At 33.0% G+C, this 25,425-nt stretch carries 31 protein-coding genes; 19 read left to right on the top strand and 12 right to left on the bottom strand.

The annotated features are described in order from the left end of the window. Window positions 1–173 precede the first annotated feature (173 nt). From J3U63_RS05365 to J3U63_RS05350, 5 genes are all read right to left on the bottom strand, one after another. Window positions 174–770, bottom strand: a complete 597-nt coding sequence (locus tag J3U63_RS05365) for a hypothetical protein (RefSeq protein WP_267367034.1) — start codon at window positions 768–770, stop codon at window positions 174–176. A 389-nt stretch (window positions 771–1,159) separates the two neighbouring features. Then, window positions 1,160–1,483 (bottom strand): DUF7716 domain-containing protein, encoded by a 324-nt coding sequence (locus J3U63_RS05360; RefSeq protein WP_267344197.1) that lies wholly within the window; start codon window positions 1,481–1,483, stop codon window positions 1,160–1,162. A gap of 27 nt (window positions 1,484–1,510) precedes the next feature. Further along, a complete protein-coding gene (locus J3U63_RS05355; RefSeq protein WP_267370776.1) occupies window positions 1,511–1,720 on the bottom strand; it encodes a hypothetical protein in 210 nt (69 codons plus the stop codon). Window positions 1,721–1,855: 135 nt separating this feature from the next. Continuing rightward, on the bottom strand, window positions 1,856–2,026 hold the full coding sequence (locus J3U63_RS13360) for an RHS repeat-associated core domain-containing protein (RefSeq protein ID WP_416379543.1): 171 nt from the start codon (window positions 2,024–2,026) through the stop codon (window positions 1,856–1,858). A 628-nt stretch (window positions 2,027–2,654) separates the two neighbouring features. Further along, window positions 2,655–2,933: a hypothetical protein gene (locus J3U63_RS05350; protein ID WP_267332726.1), complete on the bottom strand. Its 279-nt coding sequence runs from the start codon at window positions 2,931–2,933 to the stop codon at window positions 2,655–2,657. Between the two features lie 113 nt (window positions 2,934–3,046). Between J3U63_RS05350 and J3U63_RS05345 the strand changes: the two genes are divergently transcribed. Next, window positions 3,047–3,271, top strand: coding sequence for a hypothetical protein (locus J3U63_RS05345; protein ID WP_267344200.1), 225 nt, complete (start codon window positions 3,047–3,049; stop codon window positions 3,269–3,271). A gap of 318 nt (window positions 3,272–3,589) precedes the next feature. Here the strand turns inward: J3U63_RS05345 and J3U63_RS05340 are convergent, their stop codons facing one another. The 3 genes from J3U63_RS05340 to J3U63_RS05330 form a co-directional block, all read right to left on the bottom strand. Next, entirely contained in the window at window positions 3,590–4,033 is a 444-nt protein-coding gene (locus J3U63_RS05340) for a hypothetical protein (RefSeq protein ID WP_267370774.1), read from the bottom strand. A gap of 334 nt (window positions 4,034–4,367) precedes the next feature. Beyond that, window positions 4,368–4,781 carry a hypothetical protein gene (locus tag J3U63_RS05335; protein WP_267370771.1) on the bottom strand — a complete coding sequence of 138 codons (414 nt, stop codon included), beginning with the start codon at window positions 4,779–4,781 and terminating at the stop codon, window positions 4,368–4,370. Window positions 4,782–5,546: 765 nt separating this feature from the next. Further along, the gene (locus J3U63_RS05330; RefSeq protein WP_267332722.1) at window positions 5,547–6,029 is read right to left on the bottom strand and encodes an SMI1/KNR4 family protein; all 483 of its coding nucleotides are present in this window, start codon (window positions 6,027–6,029) and stop codon (window positions 5,547–5,549) included. A 331-nt stretch (window positions 6,030–6,360) separates the two neighbouring features. Here J3U63_RS05330 and J3U63_RS05325 point away from each other — a divergent pair, with 331 nt between their 5' ends. From J3U63_RS05325 to J3U63_RS05245, 17 genes are all read left to right on the top strand, one after another. Further along, a complete protein-coding gene (locus J3U63_RS05325) occupies window positions 6,361–6,555 on the top strand; it encodes a hypothetical protein (RefSeq protein ID WP_267370769.1) in 195 nt (64 codons plus the stop codon). Between the two features lie 410 nt (window positions 6,556–6,965). Beyond that, a complete protein-coding gene (locus tag J3U63_RS05320) occupies window positions 6,966–7,169 on the top strand; it encodes a tail protein X (RefSeq protein ID WP_267332720.1) in 204 nt (67 codons plus the stop codon). Window positions 7,170–7,478: 309 nt separating this feature from the next. Beyond that, window positions 7,479–7,895 carry a phage tail protein gene (locus J3U63_RS05315; protein WP_267370766.1) on the top strand — a complete coding sequence of 139 codons (417 nt, stop codon included), beginning with the start codon at window positions 7,479–7,481 and terminating at the stop codon, window positions 7,893–7,895. Window positions 7,896–8,780: 885 nt separating this feature from the next. Further along, complete coding sequence (locus J3U63_RS05310; protein ID WP_267347815.1) at window positions 8,781–9,419, top strand: phage baseplate assembly protein V; 639 nt, start codon at window positions 8,781–8,783, stop codon at window positions 9,417–9,419. Continuing rightward, the gene (locus J3U63_RS05305; RefSeq protein ID WP_267344206.1) at window positions 9,416–9,769 is read left to right on the top strand and encodes a GPW/gp25 family protein; all 354 of its coding nucleotides are present in this window, start codon (window positions 9,416–9,418) and stop codon (window positions 9,767–9,769) included. The genes J3U63_RS05310 and J3U63_RS05305 overlap by 4 nt, the downstream gene beginning before the upstream one ends. Continuing rightward, on the top strand, window positions 9,757–10,668 hold the full coding sequence (locus J3U63_RS05300) for a baseplate J/gp47 family protein (RefSeq protein ID WP_267367023.1): 912 nt from the start codon (window positions 9,757–9,759) through the stop codon (window positions 10,666–10,668). Before J3U63_RS05305 ends, J3U63_RS05300 begins: the two co-directional genes overlap by 13 nt. Further along, window positions 10,658–11,263 carry a phage tail protein I gene (locus J3U63_RS05295; RefSeq protein ID WP_267344208.1) on the top strand — a complete coding sequence of 202 codons (606 nt, stop codon included), beginning with the start codon at window positions 10,658–10,660 and terminating at the stop codon, window positions 11,261–11,263. The genes J3U63_RS05300 and J3U63_RS05295 overlap by 11 nt, the downstream gene beginning before the upstream one ends. Continuing rightward, window positions 11,260–13,167, top strand: coding sequence for a phage tail protein (locus J3U63_RS05290; protein ID WP_267370764.1), 1,908 nt, complete (start codon window positions 11,260–11,262; stop codon window positions 13,165–13,167). The genes J3U63_RS05295 and J3U63_RS05290 overlap by 4 nt, the downstream gene beginning before the upstream one ends. A 13-nt stretch (window positions 13,168–13,180) precedes the next feature. Continuing rightward, window positions 13,181–13,789, top strand: a complete 609-nt coding sequence (locus J3U63_RS05285; RefSeq protein WP_267370761.1) for a tail fiber assembly protein — start codon at window positions 13,181–13,183, stop codon at window positions 13,787–13,789. An 842-nt stretch (window positions 13,790–14,631) separates the two neighbouring features. After that, window positions 14,632–15,807 carry a phage tail sheath protein gene (locus J3U63_RS05280; RefSeq protein ID WP_267332712.1) on the top strand — a complete coding sequence of 392 codons (1,176 nt, stop codon included), beginning with the start codon at window positions 14,632–14,634 and terminating at the stop codon, window positions 15,805–15,807. A 13-nt stretch (window positions 15,808–15,820) separates the two neighbouring features. Further along, a complete protein-coding gene (locus J3U63_RS05275; protein ID WP_267344212.1) occupies window positions 15,821–16,333 on the top strand; it encodes a phage major tail tube protein in 513 nt (170 codons plus the stop codon). A gap of 58 nt (window positions 16,334–16,391) precedes the next feature. Beyond that, window positions 16,392–16,691, top strand: a complete 300-nt coding sequence (locus J3U63_RS05270; protein ID WP_267344213.1) for a phage tail assembly protein — start codon at window positions 16,392–16,394, stop codon at window positions 16,689–16,691. A gap of 8 nt (window positions 16,692–16,699) precedes the next feature. Continuing rightward, window positions 16,700–16,819 (top strand): GpE family phage tail protein, encoded by a 120-nt coding sequence (locus tag J3U63_RS05265; protein ID WP_065634419.1) that lies wholly within the window; start codon window positions 16,700–16,702, stop codon window positions 16,817–16,819. Beyond that, a complete protein-coding gene (locus J3U63_RS05260; RefSeq protein WP_267370759.1) occupies window positions 16,812–18,671 on the top strand; it encodes a hypothetical protein in 1,860 nt (619 codons plus the stop codon). Before J3U63_RS05265 ends, J3U63_RS05260 begins: the two co-directional genes overlap by 8 nt. Window position 18,672: 1 nt before the next feature. Next, a complete protein-coding gene (locus tag J3U63_RS05255) occupies window positions 18,673–19,101 on the top strand; it encodes a phage tail protein (protein WP_267370757.1) in 429 nt (142 codons plus the stop codon). A 7-nt stretch (window positions 19,102–19,108) separates the two neighbouring features. Continuing rightward, a complete protein-coding gene (locus tag J3U63_RS05250; protein WP_267332708.1) occupies window positions 19,109–20,227 on the top strand; it encodes a contractile injection system protein, VgrG/Pvc8 family in 1,119 nt (372 codons plus the stop codon). 83 nt (window positions 20,228–20,310) lie between these two features. Beyond that, complete coding sequence (locus tag J3U63_RS05245; protein ID WP_267347821.1) at window positions 20,311–20,529, top strand: ogr/Delta-like zinc finger family protein; 219 nt, start codon at window positions 20,311–20,313, stop codon at window positions 20,527–20,529. A 257-nt stretch (window positions 20,530–20,786) separates the two neighbouring features. Here J3U63_RS05245 and J3U63_RS05240 read toward each other — a convergent pair whose 3' ends face one another. Then, window positions 20,787–21,608 carry a VirK/YbjX family protein gene (locus tag J3U63_RS05240; RefSeq protein ID WP_267332707.1) on the bottom strand — a complete coding sequence of 274 codons (822 nt, stop codon included), beginning with the start codon at window positions 21,606–21,608 and terminating at the stop codon, window positions 20,787–20,789. 679 nt (window positions 21,609–22,287) lie between these two features. Between J3U63_RS05240 and J3U63_RS05235 the strand changes: the two genes are divergently transcribed. Continuing rightward, entirely contained in the window at window positions 22,288–22,920 is a 633-nt protein-coding gene (locus J3U63_RS05235) for a hypothetical protein (RefSeq protein WP_267370756.1), read from the top strand. Here the strand turns inward: J3U63_RS05235 and J3U63_RS05230 are convergent. The 3 genes from J3U63_RS05230 to J3U63_RS05220 form a co-directional block, all read right to left on the bottom strand. Continuing rightward, window positions 22,915–24,582 (bottom strand): terminase large subunit, encoded by a 1,668-nt coding sequence (locus tag J3U63_RS05230; protein WP_267370753.1) that lies wholly within the window; start codon window positions 24,580–24,582, stop codon window positions 22,915–22,917. The genes J3U63_RS05235 and J3U63_RS05230 overlap by 6 nt on opposite strands. Next, window positions 24,566–24,910: a phage terminase small subunit P27 family gene (locus tag J3U63_RS05225; RefSeq protein ID WP_187754882.1), complete on the bottom strand. Its 345-nt coding sequence runs from the start codon at window positions 24,908–24,910 to the stop codon at window positions 24,566–24,568. The genes J3U63_RS05230 and J3U63_RS05225 overlap by 17 nt, the downstream gene beginning before the upstream one ends. A gap of 142 nt (window positions 24,911–25,052) precedes the next feature. Then, entirely contained in the window at window positions 25,053–25,421 is a 369-nt protein-coding gene (locus J3U63_RS05220) for an HNH endonuclease signature motif containing protein (protein WP_267370750.1), read from the bottom strand. Between the last annotated feature and the right edge of the window lie 4 nt (window positions 25,422–25,425).

Here is a 25,425-nt window from a genome sequence, read left to right as displayed (position 1 = left end):
CTGATTCATATAGTCCTGACTAATTGAAAAACCTTTCTTTACATAGTCCTTTCGGTTTATAACTCTTTTGATTGCCAACTGGAATCTTTCCTGTTTTTGTATAATGCTCATCAATTTCAGTATCTCTACTGGTTTTGTTATTGGAAAGCGTTTTCAATAGAATCAGTATTTTGCTATTTAACTTTAACTTTCTCTACAAGTACCCCAACTAATTTAATATTTTTCAGCCTTTCATAAATACTTTCATATAAAAGTAAACCAAATTCCGTACAGCATATTGGGTATGGTGGATATTCGCTTTCAAGTAAAAACCTTGGCGCTCTTTCTCTTCTTGAGTGGAAATGACATTCAGGACAGACAACTAGACGAACATTCTCAGGAACAGGCTGTCCATCAAAAATATTTGGCGTTTCACCTCTAAGTACAATGTAATCATATTTACTAATAAAAGTCATAAATGGCTGTTTATGCTTCTCACTTTCCATTTTATTATAAATAGAACCTATATTTAAATGTTTTTCAGCCTCCTCACCCAGCAAACCAAATAAGCGCTGCGACATACTACTAGGTATCAGCAGATCACCTACCATGGCCATATCTAGGTTTTTCCTTATTTTCCCATCCGTAATCACATCCATACCACTGTGAGGTAATTTGAGTCTATGGCAATAATGACAAAATTGCTCTCTGGTTTTATGCTCCCATTCAGGATCGAGATCGACAGTGCCCATTCCTGAATAATACAGGTGATAAAGTGGTTCACGCTTCATTTCGGTATACCTTATATCTATAATTGTTTATATTTTCCCAAGCAGCAGTCAATATTTATTAAATATTTTGCATCAGTTTCCTAGCGGCATCAAGAACAGTATAAAAAGATGGTTGCTAGCTTTGCCCTGTCGGTGTTTCGATACGTCAGCCGATGGCTTAGCGTGTGAAGTGGTGAAATGGTAAAATAAACGCAATGACACTATTTAGTCGTTCTTAAGTCAGTTTTTGTTTAGGCTCGTTCTAGTCTTATTGAACGATAGTCAATTAAATTATGTTTTATTCATATAATATATTTCTAATATCTTCAATTAAATACACAATTACAATCAGAATGATGACTTACACGTTATTGAAATGAAATTTTAGTATGATTAAAAGTTTCCAATTTTTAATCAAAGTCTAGAAATGCATCATTTTCATAATAAAAGATGAAAGATCTGAATAAATCATCTAATGTAACATTGTCTGATTGCCCTTGAGCATAACTAACTACATCTTCAATACTCGATCCGTCTAAGGTCTCTATCCAGCCGTCATTTTCAACTTGTTTGGGAAGATATTCATCTGAATCAAGAGGAAAATCCCCACTATCCAAAGAAAATATACCTTGTGTATCAAGATTCCAAGTCGTTTTATCTGGGGGAAGATAAAACCAAGTTTGAGGAATTTTATCTGGATTAGAAAGAATTTCTCGAATCGTCATTAGTTTCATATTGTCTCACTCAAATTACAATTTACATTAACCACCAAGCTTTTTTAAGCCGCCTTTCTGATTTGGATGTAAACTATTTTGTACAAGCCCATACGCTTTGTGCTCTGCTCTTGGTATGCGTTCAATCGTTGTCGGTTTATATGCATTATGATGCCATGAATATTTTGGTGGGCTTGTCGATTTACCCCCGCCAATAGGACCTAATTGAACAGGTGCCACAATACCTTTAGGTAACATCAACTAAATCTTTTTCTATTGTGCTGATTTCTATATGCATAGGTATGTCTGTTTGATACCATACACTATATTTAGAGCTAAATAAAGGACTACCAGAAGCATCTGCACCCAATGATGTTTTTGAACCCAGCCCCCTCAGTTCAACCCATTGGGCGCATACTGATACAAGTTAAACCCACCCAACAGCCCAATCGGGTTTGGCTGCGTGAGTCTGCCTATATCTGGGTCATAGTACCTAAAAGTAGTGTAATGTAAGCCCGTTTCTTTGTCTAAATACTGTCGCTGATACCTTAGATTCTGTTGTATCTGGCTGTGTTTGATTTCCTGTATCGGTCTGCCCTACAGCTATTAACTGCATGCCCATACAATGTGACCGTCTTCATCAGTGAGTTCTTCTGGGGCACTGTTGACATCGGTGTACTAGTACAGCACTTTTTGTTGTATGCTGGTGGTGATCTCTACTCTGGCTAAGGGTTCATAGCTGCTTTCATCAGTGTAGATATAGACGCTTTTGCTTCTGTCGGTACGAGTTTCCTGAATCATTCTTAGTCCGTCCCACAGGAAGTGGGTACGGTTGCAGGCTTTGCCCGCTCGGTCTATCTGATGTTTTTCGATACGTCGGCCTAAGGCATCATAAACATAGCCGTAACGTTCAGTACGGTTTAATTTTTCGATACGAACTTCAATTAGACGGTGTTAGGCATCGTAGTGGTAACACTGGGTACCGCTAACAAATTTATCCGTGGTGTTGCAACAATGTCAAAATTCGTGCTAATCACTCAAGAGAAAATTTATTATTTGAAATAAATTACATTATTTTTTCTTTAGTTTCTGAAAAAATCGTCGGAAAAGATATTTCATTCAACTTTAAACTAGAAAATATATTAATATATATCAATTATTTCATCATATTACAAAATAAATTAAATTACACTTATTCATTTTTAATTGATTTTTTCAATCTTTTGATTTCATTGATTAAGTTAGGAATATCTTGTCGAGCATGCGCAATAAAGTCCTGGTCATATATTGTTCCACCAATAATTTCAATATCTTTTCCACGGTTATTTTCATCCCCTGTCATAATAAAATTTGAACCACTAGTGTGATCCCTACCTTCAATATATGATACCCAAGGTCCACTTGTTGCTTTATCACAACGTTGTTTTATTTGATTCAATTCATAATCTGATATTTCAGTTTTTTTGTGCATTAACAATTTCCTTTAGATTTGAGTATTTATTTAGCTGATGTTTTTTTTGAGTAGGTGTCATCAAAACTTCTGCTTGCTCTACCGATATCCCTGATGAAGTTGCATGATTAGGATTGTTTTTAGTTGACGATGCAATAACATCAGCACTCACCGTTCAGTTAGATCCAACTGTTGCAACACCGACTTTATTATGTGAAATTCCTTCTGTTAATTGTGTTAATGACTTATTCTTTGAGCTATTTATCGAAACTCCAGTTAATTTGTCATTATCATCGATTAAAACATCGCTCCCATTTTTAGCATATCTGCAAGGCATGTATTTACTCGGTAAACAATAGCTTCATTTGGCAGTTCTGAACTCCCCCTATGGATCGGGATCGATCCAAGTCAATCCATTTGGGCATACTGATACAAAATATACTCATTCATTAGCCTTATCTCATCCGATTGTGTGAATCTACATATTTCAGGGGCATACTACCTAAAAGTATTATAATGTAAGTCGATTTCTCTTTCTAAATACTGTGCCTGAACCTTAGATTCTGTTGTATCTGGCTGTGTTCGATTTCCTCTATCGGTCTGCCCCACACCTGATAGCTATATATCTATTCAAACAAAGGCAATCGCGCCTTAAACGTTATAAATTTTTAAAATTATCAGTCCTCGAGATCTTTTAGCCATTTTTCATATCTTTCTGGATCTTTTGCAATCAATGTTTTTAATGTTTCAAACACTTCGTTTACCCCTGAAGGATCAGTTTTATATTTATTGAATACAAAAATAATTCCCTCTGCTATGGTATCAAGAATGTAATATATTTGTTGAGTAAATGAATTAAACGTTTTATAAGGTATAAAAATTGTGAAATAAACTACTTTGTTTTTTGACGATGTTGTAGGGCCGTAGACTAAATTTTTGTTTTCTTGTGTAGCAGATATGGTAAAAACTAATTCGTAATCTGTTGTTTTAAATAATTTATCATAATGTGGAAGCGTTTTGTTTAATTTATTGAGATTTATTCTCAATGGCTTTAAAACCGTATTAGTAATATCATAGTTAACTTCTACTTCAGCATATAATTGTAAAAAATCAATTTTCATTTACATCGTCCTTTCGATTTATAACTCTTCATCTACATCATAGGTTTCGGCAAGATAAGATCCTTTATTTATATATTTTTTATCATTTTTAGTATAACAATAATATGATATTGTTTTTTTTATCAATCTACTAATAAATTTAATCCCTTTAATAATCATTTTGTTATATGACACTTCATTTAAGGTTACAATGTCACAATTATTTAAACAGTCAATTAACAATATGAGTTTTTTGAATTTAAGTATGGGTCTTAATCGTGTAAAAATGTGGCAACAGTTAGTCTGTTTTTTGACTCGATGATATTCGGTTACGGTTTTGTTAAAAACTATACTGTTAATCATCCTCTTTAGCGAAGCGAATAGCTTCTTTTACTCTTCTATTTTTCTTATTTTTAGCTAAAAATGCATCACTATTTAGAATGTTCATCAACTGTTCTTTTCCTAATATCTTTTTGATATTTGTTAACATAATTTCCAGATCTGAAACTTGATCATTAATATGATCAGATAAATCCATTGATAGATAACGATCTTCAAGCAAAGCTAAAGCACGATCGGGGTTAATTCTTAACAACAACTCAAATGCTGGTAATTGAAAGATACGACATTTTATTAGATTTTCTAACAAAAACGTTGCTTTTGAGACTTCTACCTCATCGATAAAATTATTTTTTCCATATTTATCCGTTAGTTCAATCCACAATTTTTTATATAAGGATTCAAATCTTTCGAGTGTATCAACAAGCATTTACGATCCCCTTATGAATAATCAACATATCTTATATTTTGCTAATTAGTTGCTTTATTACTTGAAATTATCTTTTCAAGCCAAACTAATAGCAGATAGATTTATTTTCAATGTGATTAATTTTTGTTTTATTATGGTAAATAATATTTACGGCTAGAACTAAATTTATAACACTAATTCAATAAGTTAAATGTAAATACAACTTTTAACATTATAAATCTTTTCAATCATTCTAATGCATAATTATGACTGCAATTTTCGGTGATAATATTTAGATAATGTAGAATAATAATATGTGTTTTTTAATAAAATTTTTAAGTACAATTTAATTAAATATTTTACTATGTTTACAATATCCTACTCTTGTGGGATAGATGGAACTATAGTTCTATTTTTATAACAGTTATAATTGAATATGAGCAGCTAAATATAAAAATTTAAGCTTTTATTAAATACTACCTAATAAATTAATCTCATTTTAAAAAAATAAAACTTAACTAACTTAGTTGGTTACAACTTTTATCTGTGAAAGCAAGATGATAACAAATACTACATCTTATTTTTAATAATTCAATAAATAAATTCACTTTGCAATAGTATTGATAATAAAATCTACAACAACGCTTCATGTTTATGCATAAGTTGTCATGCATAACCTAACAGCGACTTCACTAACAGTATATTACTGAATATAAAATTTAATATTAATGTTTAGTTCAAATATCAACAGCTTTCATTACTCACTAACATTTTTGACTTTGTTAACTATTTATCTTCAGTTAATGCATTTAAAAAATCATCCAATGATGCTGATAAATAATCGCTATTTTCCGTAAAGTTTTGTTCATGAGTTAAACTATCATCCCAATCCCATAAACGATATCGATAAATAGCACCATTATCAAGATTAATACAGATAAAACTATCGCTATAATCTAATGCAAATGGTAATAATGTTTTCTCTAATTTATGCTGTTGCCAAAGTTGTTGCACAGTTCCTTCTATTAAAAAATCAGGATCATGATCAGAGGCTAGGTTATATTTAATAGGCATAAAAAGAGCAATTTTTAACTTATCTACTAAATTGGGCAAAGTAAAACAATCTTTATATACCAAACCACCATTACAACGTAAATATAATGCCTTTAATGAGTCAGGTAAAGTAATGCCCAAAGTTTGCTCGCATGTTTGTAAATCTTTTTCAGTGAGTTGCTTTTCACTTTGATAAAAATTATTCGTATCAATCATTCTATGTCCTTACTTTATTGCTTTGTCTTCCTACCTATTCATTATTGATCTTATTTTATTTATTTGAAAATAAATTTTTGTTATATAACGATCTACTAAAGTTCGATTAGCCAAAATATACGTTTATTGAAAAGTATATGTTACTAATAATAATATGTTATTTTTAAAATAATTAATTTAATCATGGCATTATTAATTTTTCAGAAAATTCAATTATCTAGCTCTAGATGAAAGGTAATATTGTAAAACCACGATTAAAATTTTAGTTAGTCTTTTGACGTCTAACTTAGCTAATGCCATTTATGAGATAACCTGCCCTAGTTTTGTAAAGGTGAAATCAATTCCAACTGAATTAGAGATACTCCCTGAAGGATGGCAAATAACACAGACGCAAAATGCGCTATTATATGTAGATTGGGACGAAGTCTGCTCTGATAGATCGGTTAATTTAGGCCAGCAAATCCCTTTCACCATAACGATTAACGGTAAAACATATAAACATGCTTGGCTAATAGACAATAATTAATCACATTGAACGCTATTCTGGGTAGTCTATGTTTACCGATAGCTTATATAGTGCAACATTTTTTTACCAAGCTTAGAATAGCGATTATTCAAATATTAAGCGAAACTTGATAAAAAAAACCCAAGTCGTAAGTTGTTAACAACAAAAGAGCAAGTTTCGACTTAACTAACCAATTAGCCCATTTATTGATTTGTAACTTACAAAAATACATTTTTAAACGGTTGTTCAAAAACCGTTAAATAGCGATCATACAGAGCAAACCTATTTCACTAAAATCACCCTATTTTGGTGTAACAGTTTAAATATTAGCTTTTTTATATACTTTAAAGGTCAATTTTAGTAAATAAAATAAATTATATTTCGTAACTAAAAAAGTCTAAACTTTTTAATAATTAATGGAGTATCTAATCATGCTTGTTTATTCAATGCAAAATGAAACAGTTGACGCATTAGCATATCGCGTTTTTGGTAGCACGGCTGGTATTGTAGAAACTATTTATCAAAATAACCCTAATCTTTGTGAACTCCCTGCCATGTTACCAATGGGCACTGCTGTCAATGTTCCTGAGTTTGTATCTGAACCCAAAAAAAATCAGATTAATTTATGGGATTAATTAATTCAAAACCATAGTTTTTGTTTACTTTACAGCTAAAAACAGGCTCGATTCTTATAATCCACATCGATGACTTAATCGTCTCAATAAGAAATTCAAGTAGGACAACAAAACCATATTTATTAAATAATAATAAACGTCTTGAACTAAGTGTAAAGATCGAATCATACTAAAACTAAACTCGAATAATAACCATTCAAACATGATTTAAAATAACAAAATGCTAGGTTAATTAAGAATAATTTTTATGATATGTTTGGTATGGGTACATACGAGTAGTAATAACTCAACATAATCAAAGAGATTACTATGAAAAAAATTGATAACCTGAAACAATTTCTTTTTGAAAAAAAACTAATTAACCATGCCGCTTCACAATTACAAATGGCAGTAACAAACGGCCATATCGAAGTGATTACCACGAGTAATTTAGTGCTTTTTTATCATTATACTTTGCATTTAACTTTTGATAATTACCAATTTCCATTTGAAGGACTAATGCAGGCAATAGTTAGTTGGATGACAAACAATCAAAGCGATAGTATGCTAAATCCAGAATCACGTAAAACGTCAATTAAATTTGATGTTCAAGACATCACTGAATGTCATTGCAAAATAAATATTAAGCTAAAATTGTCAGAACGCATTCTTACACAAAATATAAATGAAGCATTACAATCTCAAATAATTAAAGACAAAATTCTTGATGAAGATTTATTAAATTAGTGAGATTTTCCTTTTTATAATAAGTTAAAATATCTGCCTACTCTATATAAGGTGTAATAAAAAACACCTTGTTCTATTTTATTTTTAATTTGATATAAATAACTTATAGTGATCACATTTACATAGAAATAAAATCGATATTTGTTAATCCAGTTACTAATTGCATTAAACAAATACCAAAAACTTAATTATTTAGGTTAAATGGACGCATTTATGCAACGATAAAGTAATAATCAGATTTTTTGCGAGTATATCTATTTTGTTAAAACAGTGATGGGCAATGAACTTGTATCTACCTTATTTTTTATTTGAAAAGAATAAAATAGCCATGGTATTGTAAAATATTTTTATAATTTGAATGAGTATAAAAAGGACTGGCATGGTTGACTTTAATGTGATGATAAATTGATCATTCCTATTATTCAATAAAACACTAAATTAGTTTATTTTAAGAGTGTTAGTAATATTTAATAATATATCCTACCGCAAATAGCATATTTCTCCTTTTATTATAGTTAACGCGCCTAACTTCCCCTACTCTTCCTTATAATCTTTAGAATTAAAATCCGCTGATAATACAATATTGGTTGTTGTTCCGCCCCTTTAGCCACAAAAAAACAAATTATCATTCTTATTGTCATTTTTTAACAAACCGTAACAAACGGCAGATGTTAACAACATAAGGATTGTGTGCTACGCAGCTTTTCAAAACACATTTTATTCAATGAAAGCTAACATCCATATAAGTTGTAAATACATTTATAACCAACCCCGCCTATTGTTTTAATCACGCTAATAATTATTAGCTGTTCATGGATGTTGTAACTAAATATTCTACAAATAAGGTCGCTTTATTTTTAAAGCATAATTGACGATTATAGCGCCATGAAAACATATCATCCAGCCGACTTAGTCGACATATTACGAAAAATAGAAAATCTGATCCGTCCCGGTATAGTTTGTGAAACAAAAGGTGACAGGGTTAGAGTCCGTTCTGGCAATCTTATTACAGCTTGGTTGCCCTGGTTTACTCATCGAGCAGGGAAAAGCCGTTCTTGGTGGCGCCCATCTGTTGGAGAGCAGGTGTTTATCTTAAGTCCCAATGGTAATTTGGAGCTAGGGTGCGTATTACCAAGCCTTTATTGCAATGATAATCCAGCACCTTCAAATTCTGAGGATGGATATTGTGTGACTTTTTCCGATGGCGCTTCATTCGAATACGAACCTAAAACTAGCTGCTTAACAATAAAAGGAATAAAAACAGCAGTCATTGAAGCTAGCGAACAAATTACCGCTAAAGCTGGTACTAAAATTCACCTTGATACACCACTTGTCGAATGTAGTGACCATGTCACATTTAAATCTTTCAATGCAACAGGTGCTGGACAAAGTGGTAATACCGGATATTTAACTGGCAATGTGATTCATCAGCAAGGCCAATTATCGTCCAATGGTATTGTTTTAGATTCACATATCCATACAGGTGTTAGAGCTGGTGGTGAAACAACAGGAAAACCCAAATGAGTTATATTGGCATGAATTGTAAAAGTGGGCGCACGATTACTGATATGGATCATATCAACCAATCTATTAAAGATATTTTGACAACCCCTGTCGGTTCTCGAATTGAACGTCGTAATTATGGCTCATTACTTTTTTTATTATTGGATCATCCCAATACCGAAGCAACAAGATTAAAAGTGATTTCCGCAACAGTAATGGCATTAAGCCAATGGGAACCACGTATAAAAATTGATGCAGTTGATATTTTCAATGACAAAGAAAAATTAACAGTACACATCGTTGGTTCACGAACAGATAAACCAAATGAATCATTCAGCAGTGAGATTGAGGTAGCAACATGGCAACATTAACAGATCTTTCATTATTACCCCCACCTGACATCATTGAATCGTTAGATTTTGAAAAGATCTTTCAACAACGTAAAGATAAATTTATAGCACTTTATAGTGATGAACAACAGCAAGAAGTCGCCAAAACATTACAATTTGAAAGTGAACCAATTGTTAAATTACTGCAAGAAAGTGCCTATTACGAATTAATTTTACGTCAACGAATTAATGAAGCATCACAAGCCTTGATGATTGCACATGCTAAAGGTCGTGATCTTGATAACTTAGGCGCGAATTTTAATGTACAACGCTTAGTGATCCAACCTGAGGATAATACGGTTGTTCCTGTAATTAAACAAATTAAAGAATCGGACAGCGATTTTAGACTGCGTATTCAGAGTGCATTTGAAGGTTTATCCGTTGCTGGTCCTCGAGCTGCCTATGAATTTTTTGCCCGAAGTGCTGATGGACGAGTATTGGATGCAGCTGCTGAAAGTCCTTCACCTGCTTGTGTAACTCTTGCAATTTTGTCGCGAGAAAATAATGGCAAAGCATCGGATGAATTAATAGCAATTGTCAAACAAGCCGTAAATGAAGAAAATCGTCGTCCAATCGCCGATCGTGTCACAGTCAAATCAGTCGATTTGATTCACTATAATATTAAAGCTTCACTTTATCTATACCCAGGACCTGAATCTGAACCAATAAAAAAGACAGCAATCAACAATTTGCAAAATTATATTACCGAAAAACACCGAATTGGTAGACGCATTAGTCGCAGTGCAATCATCTCTGCTTTACATGTTGTTGGCGTTGAACGAGTAGAATTACATGAACCTGTGCAAGATATATTAGTTAATCGCGAACAAGCCAGTTTTTGTTCTGATTATCAAATTGGGGTAGTGAGTTATGGCGAATAAAACTTTACTTCCGCCGACTGCTACAAGATTTGAGAAAAATCTTTCACAGGCTATGTTATGCGATCCACCCATTCCTTTACGTTCACTTTGGGATCCAATGACTTGCCCTTTCAAACTTTTGCCATACTTAGCTTGGCAATATAGTGTTGATCGCTGGGATGAAACTTGGCCAGAACAAACGAAAAGAAAGGTAATTGCTGAAGCTTTTGAAATTCATAAATTGAAAGGTACTAAAGAAGCAATTCGTCGCGCAGTCGAACCATTTGGTTATTTAATTAGTATTACCGAATGGTGGCAAAACAACCAAAAACCTGGCACTTTTTCATTACAAATAGGTGTTTTAGATAAGGGAATTACTGCCGACTCTTACAAAGAATTAAATCGAATTATTGACGATGTAAAACCCGTTTCACGTCAATTGTCTTCACTCTCAATTCAATTAGTATCCAAAGGTGAAATCACTGTTGGTGCTAGCTGTTACGACGGGAATATTCTTTATATTTACCCTTATGTGACTGAAACAATAACTACAACCTCCGAACGCCAAGTAGGCGCAATTATTCACTTAATCGATACAATGAGCATAAAACCATGAGTCAAACTTACTATACAATATTAACTAAACAAGGCGCTGCATTGCTTGCTAATGCAACAGCTTTAGGGGTGCCATTAAAATTAACGCAAATGGGTGTTGGTGATGGCAATGGATCAATCCCTAAACCACTCGCTACTCAAACAAAACTGGTTCATGAGGTCAGACGAGCTGCTATTAATACGTTATTTATTGATAAACAAAATTCTAACCAAATCATCGCCGAACAAGTCATTCCTGAAAATGAAGGTGGTTGGTTTATTCATGAGATCGGTTTATATGATGATGAAGGTAATTTAATTGCAGTCGGTAACTGCCCTGCAACTTATAAACCTAAATTAGTTGAAGGTAGTGGTCGAACCCAAGTCATAAGAATGGTAATTATAGTTGATAACGTCAACTCAGTTGAACTAAAAATCGATCCTTCTGTGGTACTTGCAACTCGTGAATATGTTGATAACTTAATTGCAACGAAAATGGAAGCACATGAAAAATCAACCAACCATCCTACTGCTACAACTAAATCAAAGGGATTTGTACAATTAAGCTCAGCAACCAATAGTACAGCTGAAAACCAAGCCGCAACGCCTTTAGCAGTAAAAAATACTTATGACTTGGCAGCAAACTCAGTTAAAAAATCAGGAGATGTAATCAATGGCCAATTAACGTTTGAATACAAAGCGTACGGTATCAAATTCAATTATGAAAATCCTGATAATGTTACAGTAATTCGCCCAAATGGAGACAATTTCTCATTTCTTTTTTATGATGCAGAAAAAAAGAATTGGTTTACAAAGCTTAGGTACACTAAAGATGGAAATGCGTGGAGATTTGAAAATATTAATAACGTTACTATCAATGGTAAACCTGTACTAAAAGATGGTGATGCGGTGCGTTTGTTTGGTGATTTATCTGATAAATCACTCAACACATTAGATGGTTCGACTGAGGGAATTTATTTTCAAGGTAAAAATATTTTAGCTACTAGCGAGAAGGGTTATCCGATTAACCAGGCCGGCACTCTAAATGTGATGAAAAATGACGCAGATGGTGCAGGTTGTTGTCAAACCTACACAACATACAGAAGCGCGCGACAATTTATTAGAAATTATCGCGGCGGCACTAAAACATGGGAACCGTGGGTTGAAGTAATTACAACAGCAAATGTAGAGCTATCAAATTTAATTGATAAATTTCAATCTAGCGGATTTGAGTCACGAGTGTATTCTCATGATAAACGTTTTTATCTGATAGTGCGTGATGATGGCGTTGTCGGAATGTACAACTCTGTTAGGGGTACACTGCCGTGGGGGTTTAATGTAGATGGTGTGCTTGCCGAGGGCTATGTTCCGGCGCACAGGGTTTTGAATCTAGAGCAATATATTAGAAATTTTACATTACCACCGGGCATACCCCTGCCCTGGCCTCAGGTTCAACCGCCAGCTGGATGGTTTGAATGTAATGGATCTATATTCGATAAAAATCAATACCCTAAATTAGCAAAAGCATATCCTTCTGGTTATTTACCTGATTTACGTGGCGAGTTTATACGTGGCTGGGATAACGGACGAGGAGTCGATCCCGGTAGAAGTATTTTGTATTGGCAGGCTCAACAGGTTTCTGCACATAGACATGTTGGTGGATTGGGAGAAAATTTTTCGCGATCCGAACCATGGAGACGAGAACGTATGGCCCCATTTGGAAGCACAGGCGATCAAGGAATATGGGGTGGCGTATTGAATTCAGATTTAGACAATCCTCTTTTTTACACTAACGACGGTACAAATGGCGGAATCACAATACAATCAACAACTACACGTTGGGATGATTTAAATCCGGTGGGTTTAGTCGGTCATGAAACTCGCCCGCGAAACGTCGCATTTATGTATATAGTTAAAGCCGAATAACAGGAGAAAAATAATGAAATACGAATTACAACCATCAATTGCAATTTTAGATGAAAATGGACTAACCACATCAGCTGGATGGTCAATAATTTATAATGTGGATTCGCAAACAGGCGAATATCAAGGAGCAACATATCATTTTTTACCTGTCGGTGTAGGCTTACCCGCTTATGCATACTTAGATGCACCAAAACAAGTAGAAGATGATCATGCAATTGTTCGTCAAGGTAATAAATGGATATACCCTGTGGATCATCGTGGTAAAGCAATTTATTCAACAGAAACTGGTGCAGAATCAATAGTAACTAATATCGGTGATACCCCAGAAGGTTACACGTTGTTAAAACCAACAAGTGATTTTGATTCGTGGAATGGTAAAAAATGGGAACTAGATAAAGAAAAACAGCATCAATATGATGTGACTACAGCGCAATCACAACAATCACAATTACTTAATGATGCAAATAGCGCAATTAGTAATTTACAAGACGCTGTTGATGCTGAGATTGCAACAGAACAACAAACTGAAATGCTTAAAAAATGGAAAAAATATCGTTTTGAATTAAATCAGATAGATGTGAATACTGCACCAAATATTCAATGGCCAGCAAACCCACAGTAACAATTAATTATTCCGGGTAATTGTATCTGTTTTTCATGTCTAGACAGTGCAATTATCAGGAATATCAGTATTAATAAATGACATTTTGCTCATTTTAGATTGTCACCAATTACTATACCCCGCCGTATATCAGTGAATTAGCTTTAGTATTATATTTTATATGGATTACAACATTCTCACTCAAATGATATTATCACTTATGATAATTATATACACATGGAAAGTTGATATATTTCTCATGATTTTAATTACTAAAATAATTGCATTCTTAAAATCACCAATTCATTTATCTATTATTTCCTCTTAACGACATCTCATTAGCAAACATCTATAAAGAGAATGGTTTTTTATTAAAAACGTTTTTAAAATAAGATGTTATCATCTACTAAATTGATGATATGTTATTAATTTGCGTAACGTCTCCCGTTTAACATGCTAAAAACATGTTGAAGCTTATATCATCAAAAAATGTGATTATTTTTCATATGTATCTCATTAAGAAACCAATAATCTTTGATATTGAATTTATTTAATTGATTTTCATAAATCATCAACTAGTTATTTTAGTTTTTATTTAAGTAATGTTTAAAGTTATTCTAGTCAAATGTATAAACTGCGTCCAAATATTTTCTTTAAAAACATTATTTGCCTTTAGAAAAGGACTATTTTTTTTAATATTTTCTAATCTGATCAAATTTAATTACCATCAATCATCGATGAATTCTCTTATTCAGTTGTAACAATATTACTTACAAATTCAACGACTAACACTCATTTCTGAAATATGTGACTATAAGCTCGCACATTAACCTTACCATATATTATATCGAAACGGAGATCTTATGGCTAACGATTATCATCACGGCGTCCGAGTCATCGAAATCAATGAAGGAACACGTACTATCCGAACAGTTTCAACAGCTGTTATTGGGGTGGTCTGTACTGGAGAGGATGCCGATGCAACTTATTTTCCACTTAACACCCCTATTTTAATTACAAATATCAATACGGCAATTGGTAAAGCAGGTTCTCAAGGTACTCTAAAACCAACACTAGAAGCAATTGCTGATCAATGTACACCAGTAATTGTTGTTGTACGTGTTGAAAAAGGCACATCTACTGCAGAGACAGAAGCCAATATTATTGGTACTACAACCGAGAATGGCAAATATACCGGTATGAAAGCCCTTCTTTCAGCACAAACACAGTTAAAGGTCAAACCGCGCATTTTGGGCGTACCGGGTTATGACTCGTTACCTGTTGCAACAGCATTAGTGTCATTAGCGCAAAAATTACGTGCATTTTGCTATGTTTCAGCTTTTGGCGCAAAAACAAAAGAACAAGCAGTGCTCTATCGCGATAAATTAGGTGCTCGCGAAGCTATGATTATTTGGCCAGATTTTGTCGGGTTTGATACCACCAAAAAATCAAATGTTACATTGTCTGCAACTGCACGAGCATTAGGTTTACGTGCACAAATTGACCAAAAGGTAGGTTGGCATAAAACCTTATCTAATGTACCAGTTAATGGTGTCACCGGTATATCACATGACGTGTTTTGGGATTTGCAAGAAGAAAGTTCAGACTCAAACTACCTTAACGAAAATGAAGTAACAACATTGATTTGCAATCAAGGTTACCGTTTTTGGGGCTCACGTACCTGCTCTGCAGATACCTTATTTGCTTTTGAAAACTATACACGGACAGCACAAGTATTAGCTGATACGATTGCCGAAGCACAATTTCAATTAGTCGATGCGCCTATGCATGCTTCTTTAATTAAAGATTTAGTCGAGTCGATTAATAATAAATTCCGTGAATTGAAATCTAATGGTTACATCGTTGATGGTAAAGCCTGGTTTGATCCAGAATCAAATACTGCCGATATATTAAAAGCTGGCAAACTTTATATCGATTACGATTATACCCCAGTGCCCCCACTTGAAAATCTTATGTTACGCCAACGTATTACCGATAAGTATCTAATCGAATTGGCTGACTCAGTTGCTACAAACTAAGGAGAACAACTAAATGGCTCTACCTAAAAAACTCAAATATTTCAATGTCTATGTGAATGGTACATCGTTCGTTGGTGAAGTGGAATCTTTCACACCACCAAAACTAACCCGTAAGTTTGAAAACTATCGTGGTGCAGGCATGCCTGGTAGTGTTCCAATTGACTTAGGCTACGATGATAACGCACTCACTGTGGAATGGACTATAGGCGGCTTAGCACATGAAGTTCTAAAACAACATGGCGGATTGCTCAATGGCGTAACTTTACGCTTTGCCGGTGCTTACCAAAAAGATGACAGTGAAGATTTTATAAAAGTCGAAATCATCGTCAATGGTCGACATAAAGAACAAGATCGTGGAGAACTTAAACAAGGTGAAAGTAACGCAACCAAAATAACAACACAGTGTACCTATTATAAAGAAATTATTGATAACGAAGAAATAACCGAAATTGATTTTATTAACATGATTGACAAAGTTAATGGTGTAGATCGTTTATCCTCTGCACGTAATGCAATTGGTTTATAAATTAACACATAAAAATTACTATAACTCAGCCCGAAAGGGCTAATTGAGAGATTGATCAATGACAAACACAAATAAAGTAAAACTAAAAACTGGGATTTTATCAGGTAAAAAAATGATTACTGAATTTACCATTCGTAAACCATTAACTGGTGATTTACGTGGTGTTAAATTAATTGATTTTATTGATTTAGATATCGATGCATTAGCAAAAGTATTACCAAGAATTACTATGCCTTCAATTGCTGAACATGAAGTTTTTGGTTTAGATTTAATTGACTTATCTGAAATCACAAAAGTTGTTATCAGTTTTTTGTCCCCGAACTTGAACGATGCGAGCCAAGAATCCCTAACCGAGTAGAAGACGCAATGGCAGATATTGCCTTGATATTTCATTGGCAACCTTCTGAAATGTACAAATTTACGTTAACTGAACTAATGGAATGGCAAGAACAAGCTTGCCAAAGAAACGGTACCCAAAATGGATAATAGAGAAAATATCACAGTCCAACAACATGATACAAAAATGGTGCTACCGTTTCGCGCCATTTTTGTGGCTGTTGGTGATTTTAAAAAACAGACTAAAATCATATCAAATCAATATAATAGTTACCGCAAGTTACAATTAAAACTTAATAACGGGTTATCAAGTGAATTAAAACTCACCGATAAAAATAACGCGTTAAAGCTTATTAGACAAAATCGTATTAATTGGTTAACAAAATCAAATAATGCTGCTAATCAAACTGTAAATAATCATGACTTAACTAGTTTGATCAAGTCCAATATTATTTTTAAACGTAAATTCCCATTATCAAAAAATGATAATCCTAGGAGCGATTTGTTACACAAAAGCCACGCCAATATAAACTACCAAAAACAAAAAACTGATAATTTAAAATTTAAAAACTGTCATAACCATTTAATTAAAACTGTCCATAAACTGGCTATCGCAAAAATTAACGCCAATAACAAACTCAATGAGCAACGAGTAAAATTAATTAATTTTTTTAATGGTGATATTCACTATTCAACACATAAAATCAAAAGCCCATATAGTATAAATAGAGATATTATAAAAGCGCATATTAATAGCTTAATTATGCCGCATCATGCAGCTGCTCAGATCAATTTTAAAAAAAATATAAACGTAAATAACGACTATTTGAATCGGAATATAAGCTATCCAAAAATTTCAGCTAATCTAAAATTTATAGATAGCTTTACCTATATATTAAATCAATCTGAACCATTTAGGCGTAAAATACAAAATTTGGAATTTGTTACCACTATTCTTGCAATAGATGTATTGGTTAATAACATTAATACAACTAAAACGATTTCACAGCGTGTAAAAGAATGTTTTTTTAATTACTTACCTCAAACAACTAAACATAGTTTTTGGATAGATAAATATCCAACTTTAAAAGCAACATCTGAGCTATTTAAGATAAATCCTATCTTATATACTAAATCAGCTATTAGCTTAATGAGAAACTTAATATCATCTAGCAACAAAAAAAGTGAAAGGTTCGATCCAAAGTTAATTCGTCATGATGATTTATCGAATAAAATATTCAATCAAACATATAATAATTTGTTTGCTAAGCTCACCACAACTAAACAAGCCAGTACAGACAAGAGGTTAAATAATAGTTTAGAAACGCTCAAACAAATAGCTAGCGCTAATCAACATTATCTAATTTCAACTAATAGTTCACTCATCAACAAGACCTCAAAATCATGTATTGATGGTTTTTATTTACCTAATCTAACATTTAAACTTATTGAAAAAAGTTTTACTTCCTACAAAATCTTTTCTCAAAAAAGTTTCAATGCGCTAAAAAAACTGTATTTAGAATCAACCGATAATCCCCATTTACAAATGCTTTTTATGAGAATAGTTAAGGATTTCACCCATCGTTTTAAAAATAAGGTATTGGATAATAAAAAAATAATCTTGAGTTTATTTGAAGATACATTGATTGATCATAACTTCATTAAGGTTTTCTACGACGTTAACCTTAAAACGATTAAAAATAATTTTCAAGCCATTGTTCATGGTAATGATGAAATACTTTATTCCATGTGCAATTTTGCTAACAAAATTAATCTAACGCAAACCAACATTGAAAATTATCTAGTAAATAGTCATTCAACGCTAGTTACAAATTTGACTAACAAGTTAATTCAAGGAAGCGCTTCACAGTATTATATCACTGTCAATGCCGCCCCAGGCATGAATGAACAAGAACTTGCAGATAAAATCACTGAAGAACTTGATCGACGAGAACAACAAAAATTATTTCAATTTCGCAGTAGCTTAAAGGATATCGATTAATATGATGATGTGTTATGGCTTTTTTGTTTTTAGCCTAAAAAATTTACCCTATCAGACCATGAAAATAAATAAAAGTTGGAGTTACGTAGCTAATGATAGAGTAAACAGACGCCCTGCTCTTCAATATACTGGTCCAAATAATGATACAGTTACTTTATCGGGATCAATCTATACTGAAATTACCAATGGTAGACCAAGCCTTGAATTATTAGAAAGAATGGCTTATCTAAAAACGCCATTGCCGTTGATTGAAGGTACTGGTGTACCGCTAGGCTTTTTTGTGCTCGTCAGTGTAGAACGCATCCATAGTGAGCTAAATCGTAATGGCTCACCTCTGAAAATTGACTTTACTATGGTATTAAAAAAAGTCGATATTTCTGACTTTTTTGATGATAGTAAAATCAGCGACATAATAGATATAATAATATAGGTATAAAATGGCAACCCCTAAATTCAAAATTGAATTATTACCAGATAATAATCAACAAAGTAATTCAGATCAACGCGAAGATTTAACTTCATTATTTGATGCAAGACTTATATCGATGATAATTACAGATAATCGAGGTTTTGAATCAGATACAATTGAAATGCAACTCAATGATGCCGATGGTAAACTCAAATTACCAAAGCGAAAAGCCAAACTCGCTGTTACTTTAGGATGGAGTCAAATTCAAGCAACTAATAAGGATTCAGATGACAATATCATTGGGCCTAACATCAAAAACGTTTTTTTGATAGATGAAGTTGAGCACAGTGGTACTCCTGACCTAATGACTATTCGTGGTCGAAGCGCACAAAATACCGAGGAGTTAGAAGAAAAAAAAGAACAAAGTTATGAAAATATTACGCTGGGCGATTTAATTGCTATCATAGCTAAACGAAACAATTTAGCTTATCGTTTTGATAAAGATATTGGGGCCTCGCAAATCTTTCATATGGATCAAACTCAAGAGTCTGATATCTCTTTTCTTACGCGAATGGTAGATGAAGCCGGTGGCGTTGTGACCGTAAAAAACGATATAATGCTCGTGTTTAAAAAAGGAAAGGGACTTACCGTTGGTGGTAAAATCATACCTCCAGCAATTATCAAGCGAGAGTCGGGAGATAAACATCGATTTTTTACCTCTGAGCGAACAGGTTATACAGGTGTTCAGACCTATTGGTATGATTATGCCAACCCAACTAAAAATCCACATAAAATCATTTATAAAAGTCAGATAGATAAAAGCCAAATTGTATTAAATGGTAAAAACGAAAAAATCAAAATAATTCGATATGTCTATGCCAATAAACAAAGTGCTGAAAAAGCAGCAGAAAGCGAATTAAACAAAATAAAACAAGGTACAGCTCAATTTACCATCGAGTTAGCTAAAGGTAGGCCGGATCTTTTTACCGAAATGCCGGTTATCGTTGAAGGATTCAAAACAGAAATAGACTCGACCAACTGGACTATCATACAATGCGTTCACACTTTAAATAGAAGTGCTGGATTCAAAACAACGGTACATTTAGAAATCAAACTTAAAGACGAAATTTATTATAATAAAAATTAAAGCCTAAATAGTAAAAAAACGCTAGACTTAATTTAAGTTTAATATAAAATTAAGCTTAACTTAATTATAAAAGGTATCAAAATATGAAATGTCCACACTGCCGTAGTAAAACTTTTATCCGTTCAAGTGAAGAAATTAGTAATTTAACTCGAAAACAATATTATCAATGCTCCAATCTATATTGTGGTCACACTTTTACTGCAATACAGTCTGTATCAGAAACTATCGTACCTAGCGCTATTCCCGATCCATCGGTAAATATTCCTATATCACCTTATAGTCGTTATGCTAAACATGCATAAATAAAGATCGGGTTAGAGGATTAAACTAACCCGATTACTTAAAAGGCTCTATCGACTTATTATCGTTTATAAAATTACACATAAAAATGTTAGATATAATAAATGTTAAACTAAATTGAAATAAAAAAATAAATCGAATAATTTTAATATAACTAAATAAATTATTGATAGAATAAATTGTCTATATATCAACAATTCATTCTATCATTTTGCTAACAGGTAGTACTTTCACACAAATTACCTATAATACTTTAGTATTATTGAGGGTTAACAATTGCTAAAAGATTTTTTTGACATTGTTCACTAATACTTTCGCGAATTAATTCTCTTTTTTTGAATTCACTTCGCTTATTACTTTTAACATCTTCAATCGATTTTTGTGGCTGATTACACGGCAATTTAAACCAAGCTTTATTATATGAGACACCATTTAATTCTTGCCAAAATTTATCATAATCGAAATCAAATTTACCAAACTTCACATGCCCTTTACTTTTGACAGCGTATATATTTTCGATTTTAAAAAATTTAGCAATTTCCATCATAAAAACCATTATTAAATTCTTAGGCCTAAAACCAAAAAAGTCTTTTGTTAGTTGCTTTAATATCTCATTGCTTGTATGACCTTGTACGCCCGCGATATAAATTTCATTCAATAACGTTATGGTAAAATGAATTGAAAAAACCAACTGTTCACCAAAACGCATAATAATCCTTAAATCTCCTTCTCTTGGATACAAAGGCGCAGTAAGATGGAACGAAATTTTTGCATCATTTTTACCCTCAACTTGAGCCAACATAATACCATCAAGCTTTTTAGAATAAAGTTTATCTATTACACGTGGATTGATTTTTTGATCAATAAAATCAATATGAGAATTCAAAATAGCGAGCTTTTTATTATATGAAATTTTTTCACTAAGATATTTATGGAATATTTTTTCACTAAATGGATAAGGATTTTCCCATTTTTGGTAAGCTAATGGATAGACACTTGAGGTACATTTTTTTTTAAAGTCTGAATAGTTAGATCTATTTAATGTAGCTTTAATATAAAATAAAGTTAATCGCGACTTCATTCCTAGAATTCCTTAATGATATAACAAACAAAAATGGAGATTTTTAAGCCATTATTATGAATTTTTTAAATGATTATATAGTAAAAAAAATAATAATGTATTATTTCATCTTATGATAGTAAGTAAAGCCAATAATATAACAGTTTTTTAATTTATGACTTTACGCTTAATATATAAAATAACTTACTCACCAATCGATAATCTTACATAATAATTGATAGAACACATTTTTTTACATTATAAAATCGCGCGTTCGCATTGGTCAAAAAAAGTTGTTACTAAGAAGTTATCTATTGTTTAATTTTCAAAAAAAACTGAATCAATTCTAATTTATGTTAATGTAAAAACTCAATTTAAAAGAAAATAGTCAATGTAGATATGGTGGCCCCTACTGCCTCCATACAAATTATAAATAATATTATCAATCAATAGATTATATTAAATTCACCTTTTAACGTATAACATTAACCTATATTAGTCGATTCTTAATTAAAAAATCATTTCAACATTCGAAATTGAAAAGTTAAAAGAAAACTTCTTTTTGTAATTTTATGACACTAACAACACTAACAAAATTAATTATTAATAATCAATAAATTAACCTCATGTTATTATAGTGTTGTATGTTGTTAATAACATAGTAAAATAATATCGGATAATTAATAAATGGGGTGAGCTGATGGATTGTTTAAATAATATACTAATCGGCGCTAGTTGGCTAATTGAGAAATTAAATCAATATAATGGACTATTGTTAGTGATATTAACAATTATTGGCTTTTGGTTTATTTGCAAACAAATTGCAATTGCTAAAAATAAAGATATTTTCTTTAGATTTCAAACTGAATTAATGCAAGAAATTAATTTTTATTTGAATCGAAATGAAACTTTTCGAAATAAGTTGAATGAATTAATAGATAAATATTCAAAAGTAAGAACTATTGGAACGGTAACAACTTCTGAACCTGATCTACAAGTTAATGATGATTTTCTTGATGAATTAGGAAAATTATCTACTAAATATTTGTCTTACTATTGTATGAATAATATACCTGGGTACTATTGGTGGTTAGATAGTTATAACGAAAAGATAGAAACAATTCAAAATTCGTCTGAATATAAAGAAATTAAAAAATATATTAACAAGATCACTGAGTATATCTACAATAAGCCTAGTAACATTATAAATATAATTGAGTTTTATGACTATCTAAAGGAATATGATAATCAAATTTCTGGAAATAAAAATATACTTTATAGTGATTTAAAAGAATTACTAAATGAGTTAGCTAAAGAGAAAAAAGTATTATAACTCAATCCCTTTAAACTCATCTAACGCTTGTTTTTGTTCATCCGATAGGTTGATATCTATCTCACCATACTCAAGCAAGTAAGTACCAAATGACATCAGGAAAGCAACTGCAGGATCTATCTTGTTAGCTGCTTTCTTTTTATTGGGCTTAATATTTGCATTGGCATCGGTTTCCATTACCACATTACTAACCGCCCAAGAGAGAACAGGATCGCCATTGTGATTAATGCGTTTACGGCTGATAAATACCTCGGCAGTTTTTGAAGTTGGGCTATAACGTGCATAGGTTTGGGGGAATGGTTCAACGTCTAAGCCGATATTTTGTAACTGAGTGCGTAGTTGCGTGGCGTTCCACACGTCAAAGCCGATCAGCTTAATATTAAATTGCTCGCTATCTTTTAATATATCATCCCGTATCTGGTCATAATCGATACAATCACCTTTAGTAACCCGTATCCATCCTTGATTAACCCATTTACGGTACATTTCCCTATTTTTGTTGGCCACGTTAGTAAGTTGAAATTCAGGAATGTAATGCCGTGTTAATAATCTAACCTCTGTTTCAAACGGAAATGAATAACAGACGCTAGTAATATCACTAGTAGATGATAAATCTAATCCAGCATAGCAATCTAAGCCTTTTAAATCATCATCCGAATAATCAGCCTTACACTCTGCCCAACTTCCAATATTTACCCAAGGCGTGGCTCCATTGCACCAAATATTAAAGCGTTTAGTGAGCATTTCGACCCACTGCGAGGGTATTCCTCTGGCTTTCTTGATTGTGTCCTCTAAGGCTACCCTATCGACCGAAATATCAAGATTAGGATTGGCTTTAACCCATAAATCAGGGTTATCAATCTCGTTCTCGTCGTCCAGTTCGTAAATAAGCACTAATTGCGATTCATTAACTTCGCTACCCTCTAAAATCTGGCAACAATAATCATAATGCTGTTTACACGCTGATATTGTGTTACTACCTGCGGTAGTGATAGCAAATAAAATGCCCTCAGGTCTAGCTCCCATACCTAGCTCAAGGGCTGAATATACGCTGTTATCGGGGTGTAAATGGTATTCATCTACAATGGATAAACTAGGGTTAGTCCCCTCAATAGTCGCTGCTTTTGATGCTAAAGGTCGTAATAGGCTATTTTGCTTAGGGTTGATCACTTTATGCTGTTGAATGGTGACCCTTTTCTTTATTGGCTTGCTAAGTATTGCCATTTGCCTAGCATCATCAAATACGATTCGGGCTTGGTCACGGCTAACGGCTGCAGTATAGATATCTTGTTGCCCTTTCTCCATAACTAAAAACCAGTTAGCCAGTATTGCCGCTGTTGTTGATTTAGCGTTCTTTCTCGGTACTTGTACATAGGCACTACGATACTTTCTAAGTCCAGTTTTAACGTGCTTAAATCCTAGCAGATTGGCGAATAAAAATTGTTGCCAAGGCTCAAGCTCAATAGGTTTAGCTCTTAGATGACCTTTGACATGTGGGCAGACTTTAGAAAAAGAAATAAACTTGCTGACAACTTCACTATCAAAGTAATAAATAGGATTATCTAAATCAATAAAATAGCGGTTAATCGCTTGTTTTAAGCGTTTACAAGCAGGAATATCACCATTTTTAACGGATAATGCGTAATTATGCCAAGCGGTCAAGCTCGTCTTCCTCTTCGGCTTCTACAGGATTTTTACGACGGCTTACTGGGTCAAATCCAAGTAATGAAGCCATTTTAATCATAATTTTTTCAGCTTCTGACTTAGCACTTAATGCAGGATTACGGCTTTCTGTGCCTTGTGAATTAACGATTGAAAACCCACGCTTTGCAATGTCTTCCATAGCTTTGCGATACATTGAATAATTAACGCAATACAATTCTAAGTTAGTCCAATCGGCCGGTTGAATATCATCACGCTGTGCTAAGTGGTCGGCTCTAAGTTTCCATTGCTCTTTGGCTAATTTATCTAAATATTTTGGTGCTTTCATTTATTTGTTTTTCCTCTACTTTCTAAAAAATCACCGTGCGTAAAAATTTGAGGAGGGGGGCGGTCTTTTAGCTTTTTGAATTTCTTTGAACATTCCCCCCTACCCACTCATCATATCTGAGGACTGCTATCAGTTGTCTTTATTATGAAGATGACCCAAATCCTCGTTTATCGATTACTCTTGTCTTATAGCTATGACAATCACGGCATAATGGTTGATGATTACTTGCTTGCCAAAAGAGAGGATCTCTTTGGCCATGCTCAACAGGTTTTATATGGTCTATCACAGTAGCAGGAGTTAGTAATCCTTTATCCTTACACATCTTGCATAATGGGTTATGCTTGAGATACTCAGCTCGATATATTTGCCATCTGTGGTTATAGCCTCGCTGTGCTGCTGTTCCTCGTGCCTTATCCTGTTCTTTACCTGCTCTATGCTCGTTACATCGTCCCGATTTAACACGGTTACGACAGTTAGGATATGAGCAACGTCTTAATGGCTGTACTGGCATTACT

It is taken from the genome of Gilliamella sp. B2838 (genome assembly GCF_026536185.1).
GTDB lineage: Bacteria > Pseudomonadota > Gammaproteobacteria > Enterobacterales > Orbaceae > Gilliamella.
Note: the sequence above shows the minus strand (reverse complement) of the source record. Positions and strands in the feature narration are given on the sequence as shown.

Coding starts and splice junctions, on each gene's coding strand:
- J3U63_RS05365 (WP_267367034.1), bottom strand. CDS start 770: ATGAAGCGTGAACCACTTTATCACCTGTATTATTCAGGAATGGGCACT.
- J3U63_RS05360 (WP_267344197.1), bottom strand. CDS start 1,483: ATGAAACTAATGACGATTCGAGAAATTCTTTCTAATCCAGATAAAATT.
- J3U63_RS05355 (WP_267370776.1), bottom strand. CDS start 1,720: ATGTTACCTAAAGGTATTGTGGCACCTGTTCAATTAGGTCCTATTGGC.
- J3U63_RS05350 (WP_267332726.1), bottom strand. CDS start 2,933: ATGCACAAAAAAACTGAAATATCAGATTATGAATTGAATCAAATAAAA.
- J3U63_RS05340 (WP_267370774.1), bottom strand. CDS start 4,033: ATGAAAATTGATTTTTTACAATTATATGCTGAAGTAGAAGTTAACTAT.
- J3U63_RS05335 (WP_267370771.1), bottom strand. CDS start 4,781: ATGCTTGTTGATACACTCGAAAGATTTGAATCCTTATATAAAAAATTG.
- J3U63_RS05330 (WP_267332722.1), bottom strand. CDS start 6,029: ATGATTGATACGAATAATTTTTATCAAAGTGAAAAGCAACTCACTGAA.
- J3U63_RS05320 (WP_267332720.1), top strand. CDS start 6,966: ATGCTTGTTTATTCAATGCAAAATGAAACAGTTGACGCATTAGCATAT.
- J3U63_RS05315 (WP_267370766.1), top strand. CDS start 7,479: ATGAAAAAAATTGATAACCTGAAACAATTTCTTTTTGAAAAAAAACTA.
- J3U63_RS05310 (WP_267347815.1), top strand. CDS start 8,781: ATGAAAACATATCATCCAGCCGACTTAGTCGACATATTACGAAAAATA.
- J3U63_RS05305 (WP_267344206.1), top strand. CDS start 9,416: ATGAGTTATATTGGCATGAATTGTAAAAGTGGGCGCACGATTACTGAT.
- J3U63_RS05300 (WP_267367023.1), top strand. CDS start 9,757: ATGGCAACATTAACAGATCTTTCATTATTACCCCCACCTGACATCATT.
- J3U63_RS05295 (WP_267344208.1), top strand. CDS start 10,658: ATGGCGAATAAAACTTTACTTCCGCCGACTGCTACAAGATTTGAGAAA.
- J3U63_RS05290 (WP_267370764.1), top strand. CDS start 11,260: ATGAGTCAAACTTACTATACAATATTAACTAAACAAGGCGCTGCATTG.
- J3U63_RS05285 (WP_267370761.1), top strand. CDS start 13,181: ATGAAATACGAATTACAACCATCAATTGCAATTTTAGATGAAAATGGA.
- J3U63_RS05280 (WP_267332712.1), top strand. CDS start 14,632: ATGGCTAACGATTATCATCACGGCGTCCGAGTCATCGAAATCAATGAA.
- J3U63_RS05275 (WP_267344212.1), top strand. CDS start 15,821: ATGGCTCTACCTAAAAAACTCAAATATTTCAATGTCTATGTGAATGGT.
- J3U63_RS05270 (WP_267344213.1), top strand. CDS start 16,392: ATGACAAACACAAATAAAGTAAAACTAAAAACTGGGATTTTATCAGGT.
- J3U63_RS05265 (WP_065634419.1), top strand. CDS start 16,700: ATGGCAGATATTGCCTTGATATTTCATTGGCAACCTTCTGAAATGTAC.
- J3U63_RS05260 (WP_267370759.1), top strand. CDS start 16,812: ATGGATAATAGAGAAAATATCACAGTCCAACAACATGATACAAAAATG.
- J3U63_RS05255 (WP_267370757.1), top strand. CDS start 18,673: ATGATGATGTGTTATGGCTTTTTTGTTTTTAGCCTAAAAAATTTACCC.
- J3U63_RS05250 (WP_267332708.1), top strand. CDS start 19,109: ATGGCAACCCCTAAATTCAAAATTGAATTATTACCAGATAATAATCAA.
- J3U63_RS05245 (WP_267347821.1), top strand. CDS start 20,311: ATGAAATGTCCACACTGCCGTAGTAAAACTTTTATCCGTTCAAGTGAA.
- J3U63_RS05240 (WP_267332707.1), bottom strand. CDS start 21,608: ATGAAGTCGCGATTAACTTTATTTTATATTAAAGCTACATTAAATAGA.
- J3U63_RS05235 (WP_267370756.1), top strand. CDS start 22,288: ATGGATTGTTTAAATAATATACTAATCGGCGCTAGTTGGCTAATTGAG.
- J3U63_RS05225 (WP_187754882.1), bottom strand. CDS start 24,910: ATGAAAGCACCAAAATATTTAGATAAATTAGCCAAAGAGCAATGGAAA.
- J3U63_RS05220 (WP_267370750.1), bottom strand. CDS start 25,421: ATGCCAGTACAGCCATTAAGACGTTGCTCATATCCTAACTGTCGTAAC.